The following is a 17,865-nucleotide window of genomic DNA, read 5'->3' as shown; positions in this document are numbered from 1 at the left end:
GAAATCGTCTCCGGGACGCTTCTTTCCGGCGGCCTGCTCCCGCGGAACAGCGGAACGTTCAACGGCCTTCCCCGGCACCGGATTTCCAGAAGGCTTCCTGCACCGCCCCCGTCCGGAGGAAAGGCCCTCTTTTAAAAAGCGACGCAGTAAAAACGGCACAGGCTCGCCCCGTGCTCGTGGGGAACATGCCCCCGGTCTTATTTTTCCTTTGCCGGAACGGGTTTATTTACCGTCCGTGCAGGGTTTCCGCATCACGGCGGCCCAGACGGAGGCATTGTCCTGCTGCGGTTCCAGCATGTCCTTCACCTGCTCCATGATGGTTCCCACCAGCTCCCGGCTGGAACAGTCCCTGGCCTTTTGGAGAGCCAGGAAAGAAGGCTCCCTCAGCAGTTCGCTCCAGACCTGCAAGCCGTCCGAGCAGGCCAGCACCGCATCCCCCGGATGCAGAAGCAGGGGCATCGCGCTGATGTCCACCAGTTCCATGGGCCCCCCCATGACGGCGGACCGCAGAACGCAGCGCTGGCGCAGAGCGCCCTGGAGGGACATTTCCCCCTTCCGGTAGAGGCAATCCGCAATGGGCCTCATGGAGTGGTCTTCATTCAGGCGGTCCATGCGGAAGCTGTCCGCTCCGCTCCATAAGTACAGGGGGGAATCCCCCACGCTGATCCACCACAGGGAATGGCCGCGGATGAAGACGGCCAGCAGCGTGGTTCCGGATTCCTCCGGCTCCTTCTGGATGGCGGCCAGCGCCCGGTTGGCGGCATGCAGCGCTTCCGTCAGACGCTCCGGAATATCCTCCACGCCGCTTTCCGCAAATACTGCGGCAAATTCCTGCGCCACCACGCAGGAGGCGCAGTCTCCGCGGAGATGGCCCCCCATGCCGTCGCACACGATGCCCAGCATCCCGCCGGCGGCGGGAAGGCTTTTAACCACGTCTTCCTGCTCACGGCGTTTGCCGATCCATTGGGCGGAAGCGCAGTCCAGGGTATCCGGGGTGGGGGGGGCCATGCGGCTGGTGGGCTGAATTAACTGTCCTTCCGTTTCAGTTGCGGGAAGAGCAGGACGTCGCGGATGGAAGAGGCGCCCGTCAGCATCATGATGACGCGGTCAATGCCGATGCCGATGCCGCCTGCGGAGGGCATGCCGTATTCCAGCGTTTCAATGAAGTCGTAGTCCACGCGCTGGGTTTCCCCGGCGGCCTGGTGTTCCAGGCGTTCCTTCTGCACGTCCGGGTCGTTCAGTTCCGAATAGCCGGGTGAGATTTCCTGCCCGTTGATCACCAGTTCATACACGTCCACCACGTCCGGGTTTTCTTTGTTCAGCTTGGCGAGGGGAACCAGGTCCTTGGCCACATGGGTGACGAAGCAGGGATTCATGGTTTTTTCCTCCACCAGCTTTTCATAAACCTGCTGGGAAACGTCCACATCCTTCATGTCCGGGCTGATTTCCACGTCCAGCTCCTCACAGCGGGCGCGGCGCGCCTCGGGAGAAATGTCAAACCAGTCCTGCCCGGCCACGCTGCGGATCAGGTCCTGGTAGTCGGCGCGCTTCCAGGGGCGGCTGAGGTCGATCGTGTAAAGCACGTTGCCTTCCGCGTCCTTGTGGTCAATCTGGAGGCCTCCGCAGAATTTTTCCGCCAGATGGCAGATGAGTTCCTCCACCATGTTCGCCATGGTTTCAAAATCGCCGCAGGCGCAGTAGGCTTCCAGCATCGTGAATTCCGGGTTGTGGCGGCGGTCGATGCCTTCATTGCGGAAGCTGCGGTTGAGTTCAAAAATCTTGGTGAAGCCTCCTACCATCAATCGCTTGAGGAAGAGTTCCGGAGCAATGCGCAGCGTCAGCGGCATGTCCAGCGCGTTATGGTACGTTTCAAACGGCTTGGCGGCGGCGCCCCCGGCCACGTCCTGAAGCATGGGGGTTTCCACTTCCAGATAGCCGCGTTCCTGGAGAAAGCGGCGGATTTCCGCAATCATGAGGGAGCGCGTGACGAACAGGGACGCGCTTTCCTCATTGGAAATGAGGTCCAGATGGCGCTTGCGGTAGGTGACCTCCTTGTCCGCCAGGCCATGCCATTTGTCCGGCAGGGGGCGGAGGCTCTTGGAAAGAATGGTCAGGCCGGAGACCTTCACGGTGGGTTCTCCGGTACGGGTCAGGAAGGTGGTTCCTTCAATGCCGATCCAGTCCCCGCGGTCCAGAAGCTTCCACAGCTTCCAGGTGGGTTCATCCACTTCATTCCTGTGCAGGAACCCCTGGATTTTGCCACGTACGTCCCCGATGACGAAAAACTGGGATTTGCCCATGTCGCGAATAGCCAGCAGGCGGCCGGCCACGGCTACCTGTTTGTCTTCCTGGAAATCGGCTTTCAATCCGGCGGGGGTAGTGGTCACGTCAAATCTTGCGCCGTAGGGATCGATCCCCAGCTCGCGGATTTTGGCGAGCTTGTCGCGGCGCACGGCAATAAGTTCGGATTCCGTCGTATTCGGATGTGCCTGCTGTTGTTCGGACATAGTGCGGGGATTTTAAAGGCTTGCCTCCGTTTTGGCTAGTGCATTGTCAGGCAGGGGGCATTTTTGGCGGTCTGTCCGGAACCGGGGACCTTTTTGCCCTCCTTTCCGGAGTCCGGGCGCCGGGGGACACACCCGCGGGGGTGGATGCCCGTCCGCAGCCTCTGTAAAAAGGAGCGGGAGAACCACGCAAGGCACGATATTCAAAGGAATTGAAAAGAAACTGGTCTTATTATTAAAAAATAGCCGCCAAAACCCCACATACGCATAATTGCTTTTACCTTCGGCGTCAGACATGTTATAAATAACTCCGTTAAGGCGCACCTTATTTATCAATTATATACTATCCGTGCAGACTTATGAGTGATCAGACAACCGTAACTTACAGCACGATTGACGCTAACGAAGCCGTAGCCTCCGTAGCCTATCGTTTTTCTGAAGTCATTGCCATTTACCCCATTACACCGTCCTCTCCGATGGGTGAATCAGCCGAAAGCTGGGCCGCTGTCAACCGGAAGAACCTGTGGGGCACCGTTCCCTCCGTGGTGGAAATGCAGAGTGAAGGCGGCGCGGCAGGCACCGTTCACGGCGCCCTCCAGACCGGAGCCATGGCAACTACCTTCACCGCATCCCAGGGCCTCCTGCTGATGATCCCGAACATGTTCAAGATCGCAGGGGAACTGACTCCGGCCGTGTTCCATGTGGCCGCCCGTTCCCTGGCCTACCAGGGCCTCTCCATTTTCGGCGACCACAGCGACGTGATGAGCGCCCGCTCCTGCGGCTGGGCCATGCTGTGCGGCTCCTCCACGCAGGAAGCCGCGGACTTTGCCGCCATTTCCCACGCCGCCACGCTGGAATCCCGCGTTCCGTTCATGAACTTCTTTGACGGCTTCCGCACGTCCCATGAAATCGGCAAGATTGCAGATATCACGGACGATACGCTCAACGGCATGATCAAGCAGGAATGGGCGGACTCCTTCCGCGAACGCGCCCTGACGCCTGACGCTCCCGTGCTGCGCGGCACCGCCCAGAACCCGGACGTTTACTTCCAGGGCCGTGAAACGGTCAACCAGTTCTATGAAGCCACCCCCGCCATCGTGCAGAAGGCCATGGACAGGTTTGCGGACCTCACGGGCCGTTCCTACCATCTGGTGGACTACTCCGGCGCCCCGGACGCAGAACGCGTGATCATCCTGATGGGTTCCGGCGCGGAAGCCGTGGAAGAAACGGTGGAAGCCATGATCGCCCGTGAAAACGCCAAGGTGGGCGTGCTCAAGGTGCGCCTGTTCCGCCCCTTCCCCGCCGCGGAACTGATCAAGGCGCTCCCCGCCACGGTCAGGAAGATCGCCGTGCTGGACCGCACCAAGGAACCCGGCTCCCAGGGCGAACCGCTCCACCAGGACGTCATCCAGGCCCTCTTTGACGCCCAAGGCTCCGGCACGCTCCCCTTCACCAACGGCATGCCCAAGGTGGTAGGCGGCCGCTACGGCCTCTCCTCCAAGGAATTCACTCCCGCCATGGTCAAGGGCGTCTATGACAGCCTGGAACAGGACGCTCCCAAGAACCACTTCACCATCGGCATCAACGACGACGTGCTGGGCACCAGCCTTCCGTATGATGAAGATTACTCCACGGAAGCGGACGACGTGACGCGCGCCATGTTCTTCGGCCTCGGTTCCGACGGCACCGTGGGCGCCAACAAGGACGCCATCAAGATCATCGGCCAGCACACGGACCTGTACGTTCAGGGCTACTTCGTGTACGACTCCAAGAAGGCCGGTTCCTCCACCATCTCCCACCTGCGCTTCGGCCCGCGCCCGATCAAGTCCACGTACCTGATCACCAAGGCGAACTTCCTGGCGCTGCACCAGCCCACGCTGCTGAACCTGTTTGACTTCCTGAAGAACGCCGCCAACGGCGCCACCTTCCTGATGAACAGCCCGCACCCCGCGGACAAGCTGTGGGACACGCTGCCCGCCCGCATGCAGCAGCAGATTCTGGACAAGAACCTCAAGCTTTACACGATTGACGCCTTCTCCGTGGCCCGGAAAACGGGCATGGGCGGCCGCATCAACATGATCATGCAGACCTGCTTCTTCAAGCTGGCCGGCGTGATTCCCGCTGATGAAGCCATCGGCTACATCAAGAAAGCCATCGCCAAGACCTACGCCAAGAAGGGCCAGGAAGTGGTGGACAAGAACATCGCCGCCGTGGACGCCACGCTGGAAAACCTCCACCAGGTGGACACCACCGGCAAGACCATCACCGGCCATGCCATTCCGCCCGTCATGTCCGCTGACGCTCCGGACTACGTCCAGAACGTCCTCGGCAAGATGATGTGCGGCGAAGGGGACAGCATCCCCGTCAGCCAGATGCCCGTGGACGGCACGTTCCCGAACGGCACTTCCCAGTACGAAAAGCGCAACCTGGCCCTGGACCTCCCGGAATGGGATCCCGCCCTCTGCATCCAGTGCGGCAAGTGCACGGCCGTTTGCCCGCACGCCGCCATCCGCAGCAAGTTCTTCTCTCCGGACGCCCTCTCCGGCGCGCCGGAAGGCTTTGAATGCCTGGATGCCAAGCATCCGGACTGGAAGGGTGAAAAATTCGTCATCCAGGTCTCCCCGAACGACTGCACGGGCTGCACGCTCTGCTCCGACGTCTGCCCGGCCAAGAGCAAGACGGACCCCACCCACAAGGCCCTGACCATGGTGCCCACCCTGAAGATTCACGACAAGGAGGAAGCCAACTGGGACTTCTTCATGAGCCTTCCGGACGTGGACCGCACCAAGGTAAGGACGGACAACATCCGCTCCATGCAGGTGCTGCGCCCGCTGTTTGAATTCTCCGGCGCCTGCGCCGGCTGCGGTGAAACCCCGTACGTGAAAATGCTCTCCCAGCTCTTCGGCAACCGCCTAGTGGTCGCCAACGCTACGGGCTGCTCCTCCATCTACGGCGGCAACCTGCCCACCACCCCGTGGTCCCATGACTCCGAAGGGCGCGGACCGGCCTGGTCCAACTCCCTGTTTGAAGACAACGCCGAATTCGGCCTTGGCTTCCGCGTCTCCCTGGACAAGCAGATGGAACACGCCATTGAGCTCCTCCATGAAGCCGCCGGCATCGTGGGCCAGGAACTGGTGGACCAGATCCTGACCAACCCGCAGAAGGATGAGGCGGACATCGCGCAGCAGCGTGAAAACGTCGCCGAACTCAAGAAGAGAATCACCGGCAAGCCGGAATGCGCACGCCTCCTGACCATGGCGGACAAACTCGTCCGCAAGAGCGTCTGGATCCTCGGCGGCGACGGCTGGGCCTACGACATCGGCTACGGCGGCCTGGACCACATCCTGGCCAGCGGCAGGAACGTGAAGGTGCTGGTCATGGATACGGAAGTGTACTCCAACACCGGCGGCCAGTGCTCCAAGTCCACCCCGCGCGCTGCCGTGGCCAAGTTCGCCACGACCGGCAAGCCCGGCGTGAAAAAGGACCTGGGCCTCATGGCCATGACCTACGGGAACGTGTACGTGGCTTCCGTCGCCCTCGGCGCGAAGGACGAACATACGCTGAAAGCCTTTGTGGAAGCGGAAGCCTATGACGGCCCCGCCATCATCATCGCCTACTCCCACTGCATCTCCCACGGCATCAACATGGCCAAGGGCCTGCAGCAGCAGAAGGCATGGGTGGATTCCGGCCGCATCCTGCTCTACCGCTACAATCCGGACCTGGCCCTCCAGGGCAAGAATCCGCTGATCGTGGAAGGCAAGGGACCGAAGGGCGACCTTCGCGACGTGCTTCTCAGCGAAAACCGCTTCAAGCTTCTGGCGAAGACCAACAAGGAAGGATTTGAAAAACTCCTTGAAGAAGCCCAGAAGGACGTCTGGCACCGCTGGAACCTGTACCAGAGCATTGCCAACATGGGCGCCGACAAGTCCGCGGAATAAAGCGTACAGCCGCTGAATTTCAACGCCCCTGCACGGTTCGTCCGGCAGGGGCGTTTTTATTCATTCAACAGGAGAGAGCTCTTTTCTGCGCGCCGGATACGGGCGCCTTCCGCGCAGGTTCACAGAACCCTTTTCTTCCACAGCTTCAGTCCCACGGCATGTCCGGCCACAAGACCCGCGCAGGCCGCCAGGCATCCGAGCGCGTCCGTCCACAGCCACCCGTTCTTCCAGTCCCGGAACAGCAGCAGGTGCACCGCCTGCCCCGCGGTGACAGCCGCGAGAAACCACGCCAGAAAGTAGCCGCAGCTCCATGCGCCACGGAACAGCAGAAACCTTTTCAGGGAAGGTCTTTCACATCTGCGGCCTTTCCACGGATTCCCGCACTGGATGAAAATCATCACCAGCTGGAAACAGAAGCACCCCGCAAACAGCAGGGAATCCATGATCAAATACCCCTTCGCGGAAAAGCAATGAGCAGCGTCCGGCTCCACCCCCGGAACGATGGATGACAGCAGAAACAACGCAAGCAAAACAATATTTCCGTACATGGGACTTGTCTGAATGCATCAAGCATAGGTGCAGCCTTTCCTCCCCGCAAGAAATAAACCAATCCCGGCATGCTATCCGCCGGGAAGAAAAACGGTCCCAGGCATCTCCTTCCCCAGGCGCGGCCCGCGTGAAGACAGACCGCGCCTGGGGAAAAACCGGAAGAACGCTCCCGGAGCAGGAATACTGCTCAGGACTCCTGGAAATGGTGCATGCCGGAGGAAGAACATACCATTCCGGAAGCCGTATCCGGGAAGTGCACCACATCGGGCATGAAGCGGGTACCGACATCCGGAGAGAGCGCATCCCCTTCTTCAGATTCTTTTCACCCTCCGGAGTACGCACGGCGGCATGGTCCCTGATGATGTAAAATACTTCTTCACTTACTTCATGATAACGGTGGCCGCAGGCAAACTGCACCGGTTGCACTGCCACGAACCCGGGCGCGCATTTGCGCTTCATGGAAGAAAATGGCCTGCTTACGTGGAAAGTGCATGCGGAAGTACCTCTTAACTCTGTGCGCGGAATGTACCCATTCTGGCCCCATGTCCCCGCTGGGGAAAGCCTATCAGCAAATGAACACGCCAAGCCCGCAGATCAAGGACATTTCTGTTTTACGGTTCTTCCCCGCCCATGGGACTGCCCGGCGGCGTTTTATCATCTTTCAATGCGGTTTCAGCCGGAGATTGGAATAAGGGACAATTTTTTACCCCTTGGGGATTCTTCACGTTAAGAAACGCATCCATAGCCTGCACGGCTTCTTTCTGATTCCATTTCCGGGATTGCTCAAGGGCAGGACCGGAAATTTTCCTCCATTCTTTTTCCGCCTCTTTTAAAGAAACCGCCTTAAAACATTTCCACTGGGGAGCATCCTGTGTAAGAAGTTCAAAGAGGGACACAACCCAAACCGTTTCAGAGGGCATGTCCTCTGCCAATTTTTCCTGTTCAGGTGATGCAGGCGATTTTGTCTTTTCTTTTACTATTGTTTCAAACGGATCTTCACCCTCGGTTTCCTGGGAAAGAGGCACCCGGCGGCTGCCTGGGGAAAGGGAGCATGTTTCCTTAATGACGCCCGTATTTACATAAACGCTTTCCGTCTGCTCCATGCCGCTTTTCCAGCGGGTTCCATCTTTGGGATTGATCTCTTCACAGCCGCTCCATTCCAATACCCTGCCATACTGTTCCGTCAGTTCCCATTGCTTCCATCCATAGGTAAAGCGATACCTGTTAACATACCTGTCAGGACAAAAATAATAAGCTTCTTCACCACGAAAAACACTGCCGATTTTCTTCCCGTGCAGGCAGAAGGAAGGAACCGTATAAAGATAAGAGTTATCCGCATTGCAGATAAACCTTACATGTTCATCCTGCGGGGGAGGAGTTCCAGCTATTTCAGGGTTCCGGTACAGGAAAATTCTTTCTTTTCCATGGTCTCCCACAAGATCAATTTCCTGCATAAAAACAAGGCCGCCGTTGGGGCCGTCTGAATTCTTTAATGCAGGATTCCAGCCCGTCCATGATTCAATAAGATCGCCCTGTCCGGAAACCTGTTTGCGAATATTCCACTGGAGAAAAGAAGGAAGCTGGGAAAAATGAAGGGAAAAAACAGGCGGCTGCTCTGCCGCCTTTAACAAGGCGGCAGAGCAGCATAAAAAGCATAATCCTGTGATTAAAGCATTCATTCTAAATTTGATTTACCCTGGACAGAACCCTGTCCACATAATCAAAATTATTGCTATTATATCTGGAAATGCACCATTGTCTAGAAGTATTCATCCAGGCGCAGTAGTGGCCGCTTTTTCCGGGATCATAAAGAAAACCGGGGGAGCGCACCTTGGTGCCGGGTTCGTTAATCTGCCGGGAACATTTGGAAGCTCCGTTATATGCCTTAAGCGTGCAAAGCTGGGCGATGGTACAGGCCGTTCCTTCCGCAAATGAATAATCATACGGAACCCCCTGGCCTGGATTGGTATCGGCCGCACGATAAACCGGGAGAGCACTTTCAGGCGCTTCCGCCTGCTGCTGCTGGAGTTGACGGAGCATCCACCTGTGCGCCTCATTGTATTTGACAAGGATGATTTGAAGGGCTGCCTGAATGTTTTTCTGCCAGTTCCATATTTGCTCCCTTGGGATGGCGGTATATATGCCGTCTCCCCCTGCCGTTCCCGTCACTTGAAAAATGCCGTAACCGCCGGCGCCGGCGGTATCCTGGCTATGAAGCGGAATTCCTTCCGTCCCGGGTTCCCTCCGGTACTTGCCGCCTCCGGCCAAAAATTGATTGTACAAGGATGACGGGGCATTACTCCAGGAGAAGGGGTAATAAACCGCCTCGCCGCCATATCCAAATGATTCGCTTTTGCCTACGGCGGGAAGACACCATTCCATGGAGGCCAAAGTATCCGGATACATTTGAAGCACGTAGGACTGAATATACCGGGTGCACATTTGATCGTCCGGATTCTGCCCTCCAATGCGGAAACGATAGATATCCGCGCCTGTATAGGAGGAGTGGCCGTTTTTGGATTTAATTTCAAATTCCAGACTGGCATTTCCTCCAAAAAAGCCTTCATTCACCTCTCCAAGCCAATCCGTATCCTCCGCAATATTCCATAAGGACACTGGCTGTTCTTTCCAATTTTCCTGAATGGAAGGGATATGTACTGTATCTTTATCCAAAACGGCCCGGTTGCGATCCCGGGTTCCGGCAGGGGCATCTGCATATTGGATCGCCGGGCGGCTGTAGCTTACCGTCAGCCTGGTTTTCCAGGAAAAACGCCCGGCATCCAACCCTTTTATTTCAAAATGCAAACTGGGCATTCTAGGACTGCTTTCCTGGCCGGAACCTGTCTCTGCATAATCAATCCATGCAATCGTGTCAGTATTCCTGCCGTCCACATATCCCAGCGCATCGGAATGATCATCTTCCTGCGGTACGACCAATCTTTCCGATACTCCAAACAGCGGAGCCGGAAAAGCCTTCAAGGTGACGGGATGAATATCCACTTCCGTAATCAGGGTCCCAAAAGTTCCGCCTTGCTCACATTCCATGGAGAGCCATATGTCCTCCCTTCCCGTATTGAATTCCTGGGAACGCTTGAGGCGCATCAGCAAGCATCTGTCTCTCCATTCCCCCGGGATAATTTCACCCTCCTTGACATTCAACGAGGCGATTACTTCTCCGGTATTCTGCGACGGGTCTCCCAGCGTGACTTTAACATGGTAACTATTGTTAACCTTGTTGCCCTCATCACCGCGCCTGCCCCGGTCCTTCCACGAAATTACATAAAATCCCGCGGCATAATCCGGAGTGTCAAACGAATCCCTGTCTTCAAAGAACATGATCCTTTGTTTGATGCCTCCGGAAGTTTTGTCAGAATCCAGCTCTGCACATGTAACATGATCACTTTCTACGGACCAGTATTCTATTTTTGTTCCGCGGAGGGCATACCATTTCCGGATTCTGGAAGCACGGTCGGAAGTTCCTTCCGTGGAAGAAATGAATCCATATTTAAATCCGACGCCTTCCGCATATCCCTGATCGTGTTTCTGATTTAATGCTCCCGTTGAACCCATCTTCCCGTTTTCAATCTTTATTTCATGCCGGGAATCACCGTTATTTACTGAAATTGCGTTATTCATTGCATTTAGTATTTTTATGGAATGCCATCGTAAATATCGGTTTTTTGGGATTCAACCATTACTTGACGAATTAAACACGGACGATACGTGCCTCTACTCCCTCCTGTTGAAAATAAGCAAATTCCATAAATGCTGCCACTACGGGCGGAAAGTCCAAAGGACTACCCAAACTGCTCGCTCCCAGAGACGGAAGAACAATAAATAAAGCTTGCCCGTTGTCTCCCAGCAACCTGAAAGACAAGGACAAGCTTTTTATAAAAATAAAGAATCGAAAACGCGGAAGCTATAAAATCATCTAGCGGCTTCCGCCGTTTTACGGATGATTTCACGGGCCTTGCGCACGTCGTCCTCATGGGAATCGCCGCGGCTTCTTTCCACGGTGAAGAGCTTGGAAAGCTCCTCATCCATGCGGGCCACGGCGGCTTTCGCCTTCGGGTTCTTCGCGGCGCGGGCGCGCAGGATATTGACCTTTTCAAATTCTTCCAGCCCGTCTCGGAGTTTTTCAAACCGCAGGGAACTGAGGTTGCCGGGATAAACCAGGTAGCAGTCTCCCGCGGGCCAGTTGCCGAAGTCCGTCTTTTCAAACGGATTGCGGTTCCAGGAGTTGTAGGCCCACCTCAAAAAGCCGTCCAGATGGTTGGCGGCGGCAAAGAGGGGCAGCCATTCCGCCTCCGCCAGCGGGGAGATGGTGAAGGTGTTGGGCTTTTTGGGATGGACGCAAACATAGAACGTCGTCTTCTTCCCCTCTTTCTTGCGCTGCGCCAGGAGATCGCCCGTGACCGTGTCCGCATGGTCGAGCACGGGAGAGACATCATACACGTCCCGGGTCATGGCGGTAGGCCGGTTGACGGCGGAGACGATCTTGAATTCCGGAGCATACTTGTCCAGCACGTTCTTGGCCGCCTTTACCATGGAGTCCGGCCGTTCATCCAGCCCGATGCAGGTCTTGTCCAGCCATCCCTTGCTCTTGACGTGCTTGCGGAAATCCGTCAGGAAAGGCCCCCAGATGGCTTCGTAGGAAGGGTCGTTCGGCTTGAGGTCCAGGAACTTGTATTTTCCGGTAGCTTCATCCAGATAACGGACTTTCATGTTCCACGGAATCATGGTGTAGCAGGATATCTGGCCCTTGACGCCCACCTCGTTGATCATGAAGGAAACCCATTTGTCAAAGTTGGCGTAGTTCCAGCGCATGGTTCCGTTCTTGCCCTTGATCCATTCGATCATGGGGGGGAACCAATCGTAGGTCTGGGCGTTCCAGGCTTCATCAATCAGGGAGCAGGTAATGGCCTTCTGCCCGGCATCCGCCAGCCTTTTCATCACCGGCTTCATCAGCGCGAAATGTTCCGGGGACCACGGTTCCACATCATGCCAGCGCGCCACGGCCTGCGGATGCTGCCAAAGGTCCAGGTGAACCTGCCAATTGGCGGGCGCAGGCAGAGATTCCGGAGCCACCTCCAGAACTACGGGAACGCTCACGGGAGAGCCGCTTTCCGCGGAAACCACTATTTTTCCCTTGTACACGCCGGGTTTGGCGGACGGGGGAATGTTAACTTCCACCCAGACGGGACGCACGCCCCCGGCCTGCAGGTCACAGCTGTTTTCACTGCCGATGATATCTGAAATGAGCCTGTTGCCTCCCTTGGTGTAGCGTATCATGGAGGTCCGGACGGGAATGACCTGTCCGGCAGCATTTTTTACCCCGGCGCAGGTAGCGGATAACTGGGGCTGCGCCTGGGAAGACCAGACGGCAATCTGTCCGGCGGCGCGTTCGCCCCTCCAGCCGGACAGGCGCACGGAATCCTGAAGCATTTCCTGCCTGGGAGCGCCGCTGTAAGGGATGCGGTCATAATCCTTCACCGCCGCGGCTTGCAGGTTCAGGGCGGCATCAGGGCCGTAGCCCTTGATTTCCACCAGGTGCCCTCCCTTGTCATTGCCGGCGTTGTTGCCCAGGAAGGTGATTTTGACGTACCGGACCGTCCGGGGGTTGAATTTGAAGGGGACGCCTTCCGAGGTGGCCGCAATGCTGTTGGAAGACTGGTCCGCCAGCATTTTCCAATTTTTGCCGTCTTCAGAGCCTTCTATTTTATATTTGTAAATACGTCCCCCCTCCCAATACGGCCAGACATGCAGGGCGGAAAGCGCGCGGGGCTTCCCCATGTCTATTTGAAGCCAGACGGGAATGCCCTCACAGCCCCAGTATTTGCCGGCGTTGCTCGCCTGGCCGTCCACGGCCAGTTCCGGACGGTCGTTGCCGTAATGCCCGGAAGCGGTGACTTTGGCCCCGGCAAACAGATTGCCCGCATCACCCGGCGCTCCGGCGGAAACCAGGGCGGGTTCGTACAGAGGGTGCCTGTCCGGCGACTGGGCCTGAACAAAAGACGTTAAGGCAATAACGGAACACAGAGGAAAAAGAAAACGGCGCATGCGTACATTACGTACCGGAATTCCATTTTCTCTCAAGAAAAAAGAGCGTTTCCGCTATTCCGCCAACGGACGCACCGGAATACCCCTGGAGGCAAAGTAGGTTTTGGCTTCCGGCACCGTGTATTCGCCGAAGTGGAAGATGGAAGCCGCCAGCACGGCGTCCGCCTTGCCCTCCACCAGCACGTCCACCATGTGGTCCAGGCTGCCCGCTCCTCCGCTGGCGATCACGGGAATGCGCACCGCCTCGCTGACGGCGCGGGTCAGTTCAATATCGTACCCGGTTTTGGCCCCGTCCGCATCCATGCTGGTCAGCAGGATTTCCCCGGCACCGCGGCGTTCCGCCTCCACGGCCCATTCCACGGCATCCAGCCCCACGAATTTACGGCCGCCATGAGTGGAAACGCCCCATTTGCCGGGCGCCTGCCTCTTGGCGTCAATGGCTACGACGATGCACTGGCTGCCGAAGGCCGCCGCGCCTTCATTGATCAGTTCCGGACGGTTGATGGCCGCCGTATTCAGGGACACCTTGTCCGCGCCCGCCAGAAGCATTTCACGCATGTCCATTACGGAACGGATGCCTCCTCCCACGGTCAGCGGCATGAAGCAGCAGGCCGCCGTGCGGCGCACCACGTCCACCATGGTGGCGCGGCCGTCGGAAGAAGCGGTGATGTCCAGAAAAACAAGCTCGTCCGCCTGCTGGGCATCATATGCCCTGGCGCATTCCACCGGGTCACCGGCATCCCTCAGGTTGACGAAATTGGTCCCCTTGACGACTCTGCCGTCCGTTACGTCCAGACATGGAATGATTCTTTTTGCCAGCACGGCCTTATCAAGCCATCACCGCCAGCAAAGGGGAAGCCTAAAATACGGCTTGCCGCAGGATGCCTATGATGGGAAAAAACGTCTCTTTCCTACAAATATCCCGTTGCAGGCTTTCTTTGTCACCTCCATCAAATTTGAAGACAATTCCTTGAATTTCAATAAATGGATAAATGTATAGAAAGCATTTTACACACGCTTTCCTCCTCCTGTTCAATAAATGTCTGCGGATTAAGAATCCGCAAACAATAAAAAATATTAACAATTAATTTACTGTACATTTTAATGCATTGAAAATACTATCATTATAGTATTCCTGGTCTTTTTTGAATTCATCCTTTCCATACTTGCTCCGCAAGTTATACAAAATTTGTATTTCACATAAAAAAACCGGATTCTTAATCCGGTAAACGGGTAGAAATACTTCCTTCCAGTATTTTTTACTCAAAAGTTTAATAAAATGAAGAAAACACTTTCTCTTCTGGCCGTCACGCTTCTCGGCATTTCCGGCGGCCAGGCCGCCGTCACCCTGGTTTCCGGATTTTCCCGGTTTGACCAGACTTCACCGGACAGCGGCACCGCTGTTTCCGACCTGGGAACGAAGTCCCTCAGCTGGACGCTTAACGACGCTCTCTGGAATAACGACGGAACATGGACGTCCAATGCGACCAATTCAAAGAAAAACGGGCTTGACGTTTCCTCCCTTCAGCTTTCCGGAGCTGCCGGCTATACGGTGAACATTAACTTCTCCAGCGCCGCCAGCCTGGACAACACGGATTCCCTCTTCTGCGCTTCCATTGGCGGAACCGGTCTTAATTCCATTGTAGGACGCTATGAAAGCGGCAAGATAGGCATCGCCAACAATGGCAGCAGCTCGGGACGTCCCGCAAGCGGCTTAAGCAGCACCGCCATTGACTTCAACAGCCCGTTTTCACTGACTCTCTCCGTTCAGGCAGGGGGAGCCTACAGCGTGTTCATTACGCAGAATGGCACCACTCAGACCGTGTCCTGGCCCAACATGGCCCAAGCCGGAAATCTGGACCAGCTCTATATCGGCTGCTGGGCAACCTTGAACGGGAACCAGAGTTCCCCAACGGTATCCGGCCTCAGCTTCTGGGAAGGCGCGGCAACGCAGGATGACCTGGCAGCCATCATCAACGTTCCGGAACCGGCCACTGCCTCCCTGAGCCTTCTGGGGCTGGGCGCATTGCTCCTGCGCCGCCGGAGAAAGTAAAATTTCCTCTTGTCGGGCCGCTGGCGGTTTCATGCAGCCAGCGGCTTTTGTTTTTTATCCCTTTGAATCCAACTGCCATGAAATTTTCATCACTTTACCGCAGTCTGCTGTTCATCCCCATAACGGCGGCTTTCATCGGCGCGGCAGAAGCCAAGACGCTTCAATTATACATCCTGACAGGACAATCCAATTCCCTGGGAGCCGTCAAGGGGTCTCCGGCGTCCGCGGAGCTGCTGGAACAGTACAGGTCCGATGGAAGCACCAAATTCTGGCACAATAATTTCAACAAGATCACCGGCAGTTCCGTAGACTGCAATCCGCCAGCTTCCTCTTCCTGGGGTTCTGTCGTACCCCAGGTGTGCGGAACGGAGTCAAGCAATTACAACTGCATGGGGCCGGAGTACGGCTTTGCCGCCATGATGGAGCGCAAGGGATGGTCCCTGGGCGGCCCTGGCTCCGGACATGCGGACATGGGAATCGTCAAGGCCGCTCTGGACGGAGGAGGCAATTCCTATTGGAACAAAGGCACGAACGCCTATAATGCCATAGTGGAGACCGTCAGGAAGGCCTGTGAAAACGCCCTGGCCAACGGTTACGACAAGGTGGAGATCATGGGCGTAATGTACCTTCAGGGAGAGTCCAATACAGTCACTGACAGCAGTAATGCCGCCAATTCATTTTTAACGTTTCTGGACAACTTGCAGGGGGACCTTGCCCGGGATGGAGTGGACACCGGCCCTCTGGCGGCACATCAGGCCATTCTGGGAGAACAGGCCAAGTGGGGCACAACCAACGTCACAAATGCTGAAACGGGGGACGTCACAGGAGGATTCAACGGCAATGAAGGTTCTTCCGGAACAACCCGCGACCAGCAGGAAGCCCTGGCCCGGGCAAACGACAACATGGGCTGGGTTCCGACACGGGACCTCGCCAAAATCACCTCCGGCGACAGCATGGGCGTCCATTACGACGGAAAGTCCCAGATCACCATCGGAGCGCGGTATGCCTATGAGGCGGCCAGGCTGGCCGGGTATGATACGGGTACGGTCCGCAGCGGAAATTACGACGCCGCTCTCTCTTCCACGGAAGCCTGGATGAACGGCAAGCTTCCCGTGGACAGCACGGCCGTCTGGGACGCAGCCTCCTCCGCCAAGGATAACATGGTGAGTTCCGCCGCCGGAACCAACGCCGCGCTTTACGGCATCAGGATTGAAGATACATACCTGAACACCATCACCATCCGGGGCGTGGCCGTTGACGGCAGTTCCGCTCCCTCCATGCAGGACGGCCATTTGATCCTGGGGAGCGGCGGCATCGACATCGCAACCGGAAAAAACCTGAACATCGCTTCCGTGCTGGAGCTTCAGGGCGACCAGCAATGGAACATTGCGGGAGGAAGCACCCTGTCCATCCGGGGGAGCAGTTCTTCCGGCAACCATCAGCTCACGTTCATCACGGGAACGGGAGACGTCGCCATCCGCAATTCCACCCTTGCGGCTGATCCCTCCGGAATCGCCAGAGTGGAGGTCAACGCCTACGTCAATACGGATGCCGCCGCTTTTACGGGAAACTGGACCGTCGGTCCCGGCGTGGAATTAACAATGAACGGCACGGATACCAAGACCGCCGGCTCCGGCTGGGGAACGGGCTCCGTCACGCTCCAGGGGGCAACCGTCCTTGCCGGCTGGGAACACGTGACGTCCAATACGTGGAGCAACCGTTTCATTCTGGAGGAAGGCACCGTTTCCTCCTTCGGGAGCTCCACCAACGCCACCGGAAAAGTCCTGACCCTGTCCGGCGGGATTTCCGGAAATGGGGCCTTGTCCAAGACCACCGGCAATACGCTGGTTCTGGCCCATGCCAATACCTATGCGGGAGGCACCCAAATCCGGGGAGGCACTTTGCGGCTCGGAGACAGAAACGCCCTGGGCACGGGAACGGCGGCCGTTCACATGGGAGGAACGCTGGATTTGAACCGTTATGACGTTTCCAACACCATCCGCTTGTCCGGAGGGGAGGTGCTGAACTGGGGCACCGTTGCGCGTGTGGAAATCGGCCACCAGGTGGTCTGGGCGGACCAGCACCTGGAAGGAACGCTCGCCTTGTCCGACGGCTCCCGCATCCTGGCCGGCAATTCCATGACGCTGGGAACGGGCGACAGCCTGGCGGCGGGAAATTTTACCGTGGAGCTTTCATCCATGAACCTGGTGGAAGGAGGCGAAGGGCTGGCCTCCATCATCATGACGGGAGGCGCCTTGAACCTGCTGGACGGCCTGACTCTGGACGTCAGCGGCATCCTTGCTCGCTCCGGCACCATGTCCTTCAGGATTACGGATATTTCAGGGGGTACCCTGGAAGGGCTTTCCTCCGCGGAAGATTTTTCCCTGGCAGAGGCCGCCCATGGCTGGAATGTGCTGGATTACGACGCTTCCACGGGAATCGTGACGCTTTCCGTGCCCGAACCGTCCTGTGCCCTGCTGGGGCTCCTGGGCATGGCGGCTCTGCTGGCAATGCGCCGCAGGGCCTGACTTTTTCCCCCTGCTCCCGAAGCCAGCAGGAGCGCCGCCAGCCTTTGCGGCGCTCCGTGACCGGACCTGAACAGCCCGGGGATTTAACTGGAAGTTATGCCTTCCTCCCCCCAGCCGCCTTTCCTCTGCGCGCGTTGGAAATAACCGGAGTAAACAGGGCGAAATGGGGCAAACGGCTTAATAGCTTTTCTTTCCATGTCCAGGTGCTAGACTCCGCGCAAGGCATCTCCACC

The 17,865-nt window shown here is 57.1% G+C and carries 11 protein-coding genes; 4 read left to right on the top strand and 7 right to left on the bottom strand.

The window, feature by feature from the left end; translation table 11 throughout:
* Positions 1-222 precede the first annotated feature (222 nt).
* Together P8A25_RS00250 and lysS are read right to left on the bottom strand one after the other, a co-directional pair.
* A complete protein-coding gene (locus P8A25_RS00250; RefSeq protein WP_102721684.1) occupies positions 223-1,008 on the bottom strand; it encodes a PP2C family serine/threonine-protein phosphatase in 786 nt (261 codons plus the stop codon).
* Positions 1,009-1,025: 17 nt separating this feature from the next.
* The gene (gene lysS, locus P8A25_RS00245; RefSeq protein WP_215442900.1) at positions 1,026-2,507 is read right to left on the bottom strand and encodes a lysine--tRNA ligase; all 1,482 of its coding nucleotides are present in this window, start codon (positions 2,505-2,507) and stop codon (positions 1,026-1,028) included.
* 356 nt (positions 2,508-2,863) lie between these two features.
* Here lysS and nifJ point away from each other — a divergent pair, with 356 nt between their 5' ends.
* Positions 2,864-6,442 (top strand): pyruvate:ferredoxin (flavodoxin) oxidoreductase, encoded by a 3,579-nt coding sequence (nifJ, locus tag P8A25_RS00240; RefSeq protein WP_022396109.1) that lies wholly within the window; start codon positions 2,864-2,866, stop codon positions 6,440-6,442.
* A 119-nt stretch (positions 6,443-6,561) separates the two neighbouring features.
* On the opposite strand, the gene P8A25_RS00235 is transcribed toward nifJ, so the two are convergent.
* Entirely contained in the window at positions 6,562-6,990 is a 429-nt protein-coding gene (locus P8A25_RS00235) for a hypothetical protein (protein WP_022396110.1), read from the bottom strand.
* Positions 6,991-7,118: 128 nt separating this feature from the next.
* On the opposite strand from P8A25_RS00235, the gene P8A25_RS00230 reads away from it, so the two are divergent.
* On the top strand, positions 7,119-7,358 hold the full coding sequence (locus P8A25_RS00230; protein ID WP_215442902.1) for a hypothetical protein: 240 nt from the start codon (positions 7,119-7,121) through the stop codon (positions 7,356-7,358).
* Positions 7,359-7,602: 244 nt separating this feature from the next.
* On the opposite strand, the gene P8A25_RS00225 is transcribed toward P8A25_RS00230, so the two are convergent.
* The 4 genes from P8A25_RS00225 to hisF form a co-directional block, all read right to left on the bottom strand.
* Positions 7,603-8,670 carry a hypothetical protein gene (locus tag P8A25_RS00225; RefSeq protein ID WP_215442905.1) on the bottom strand — a complete coding sequence of 356 codons (1,068 nt, stop codon included), beginning with the start codon at positions 8,668-8,670 and terminating at the stop codon, positions 7,603-7,605.
* Position 8,671: 1 nt separating this feature from the next.
* Entirely contained in the window at positions 8,672-10,327 is a 1,656-nt protein-coding gene (locus P8A25_RS00220; protein ID WP_215442907.1) for a hypothetical protein, read from the bottom strand.
* A gap of 591 nt (positions 10,328-10,918) precedes the next feature.
* A complete protein-coding gene (locus P8A25_RS00215; protein ID WP_215442909.1) occupies positions 10,919-13,051 on the bottom strand; it encodes a glycoside hydrolase domain-containing protein in 2,133 nt (710 codons plus the stop codon).
* Positions 13,052-13,105: 54 nt separating this feature from the next.
* Entirely contained in the window at positions 13,106-13,873 is a 768-nt protein-coding gene (hisF, locus tag P8A25_RS00210) for an imidazole glycerol phosphate synthase subunit HisF (RefSeq protein WP_022396114.1), read from the bottom strand.
* A gap of 457 nt (positions 13,874-14,330) precedes the next feature.
* Between hisF and P8A25_RS00205 the strand changes: the two genes are divergently transcribed.
* Together P8A25_RS00205 and P8A25_RS00200 are read left to right on the top strand one after the other, a co-directional pair.
* Positions 14,331-15,104 carry a PEP-CTERM sorting domain-containing protein gene (locus P8A25_RS00205; protein ID WP_102727245.1) on the top strand — a complete coding sequence of 258 codons (774 nt, stop codon included), beginning with the start codon at positions 14,331-14,333 and terminating at the stop codon, positions 15,102-15,104.
* A gap of 77 nt (positions 15,105-15,181) precedes the next feature.
* Entirely contained in the window at positions 15,182-17,632 is a 2,451-nt protein-coding gene (locus P8A25_RS00200) for a sialate O-acetylesterase (protein ID WP_215442910.1), read from the top strand.
* Positions 17,633-17,865: the final 233 nt, after the last annotated feature.

This window comes from Akkermansia sp. BCRC 18949, assembly GCF_045011645.1.
GTDB classification, from domain to species: domain Bacteria; phylum Verrucomicrobiota; class Verrucomicrobiia; order Verrucomicrobiales; family Akkermansiaceae; genus Akkermansia; species Akkermansia massiliensis.
This window is presented reverse-complemented; position numbering and strand designations above follow the sequence as displayed.

Excerpts from the sequence above, each read along its gene's own strand:
- lysS (WP_215442900.1), bottom strand. The coding sequence starts at position 2,507 with ATGTCCGAACAACAGCAGGCACATCCGAATACGACGGAATCCGAACTT.
- nifJ (WP_022396109.1), top strand. The coding sequence starts at position 2,864 with ATGAGTGATCAGACAACCGTAACTTACAGCACGATTGACGCTAACGAA.
- P8A25_RS00205 (WP_102727245.1), top strand. The coding sequence starts at position 14,331 with ATGAAGAAAACACTTTCTCTTCTGGCCGTCACGCTTCTCGGCATTTCC.
- P8A25_RS00220 (WP_215442907.1), bottom strand. The coding sequence starts at position 10,327 with ATGTTCTTTGAAGACAGGGATTCGTTTGACACTCCGGATTATGCCGCG.
- P8A25_RS00200 (WP_215442910.1), top strand. The coding sequence starts at position 15,182 with ATGAAATTTTCATCACTTTACCGCAGTCTGCTGTTCATCCCCATAACG.
- P8A25_RS00225 (WP_215442905.1), bottom strand. The coding sequence starts at position 8,670 with ATGAATGCTTTAATCACAGGATTATGCTTTTTATGCTGCTCTGCCGCC.
- P8A25_RS00235 (WP_022396110.1), bottom strand. The coding sequence starts at position 6,990 with ATGTACGGAAATATTGTTTTGCTTGCGTTGTTTCTGCTGTCATCCATC.
- P8A25_RS00250 (WP_102721684.1), bottom strand. The coding sequence starts at position 1,008 with ATGGCCCCCCCCACCCCGGATACCCTGGACTGCGCTTCCGCCCAATGG.
- P8A25_RS00215 (WP_215442909.1), bottom strand. The coding sequence starts at position 13,051 with ATGCGCCGTTTTCTTTTTCCTCTGTGTTCCGTTATTGCCTTAACGTCT.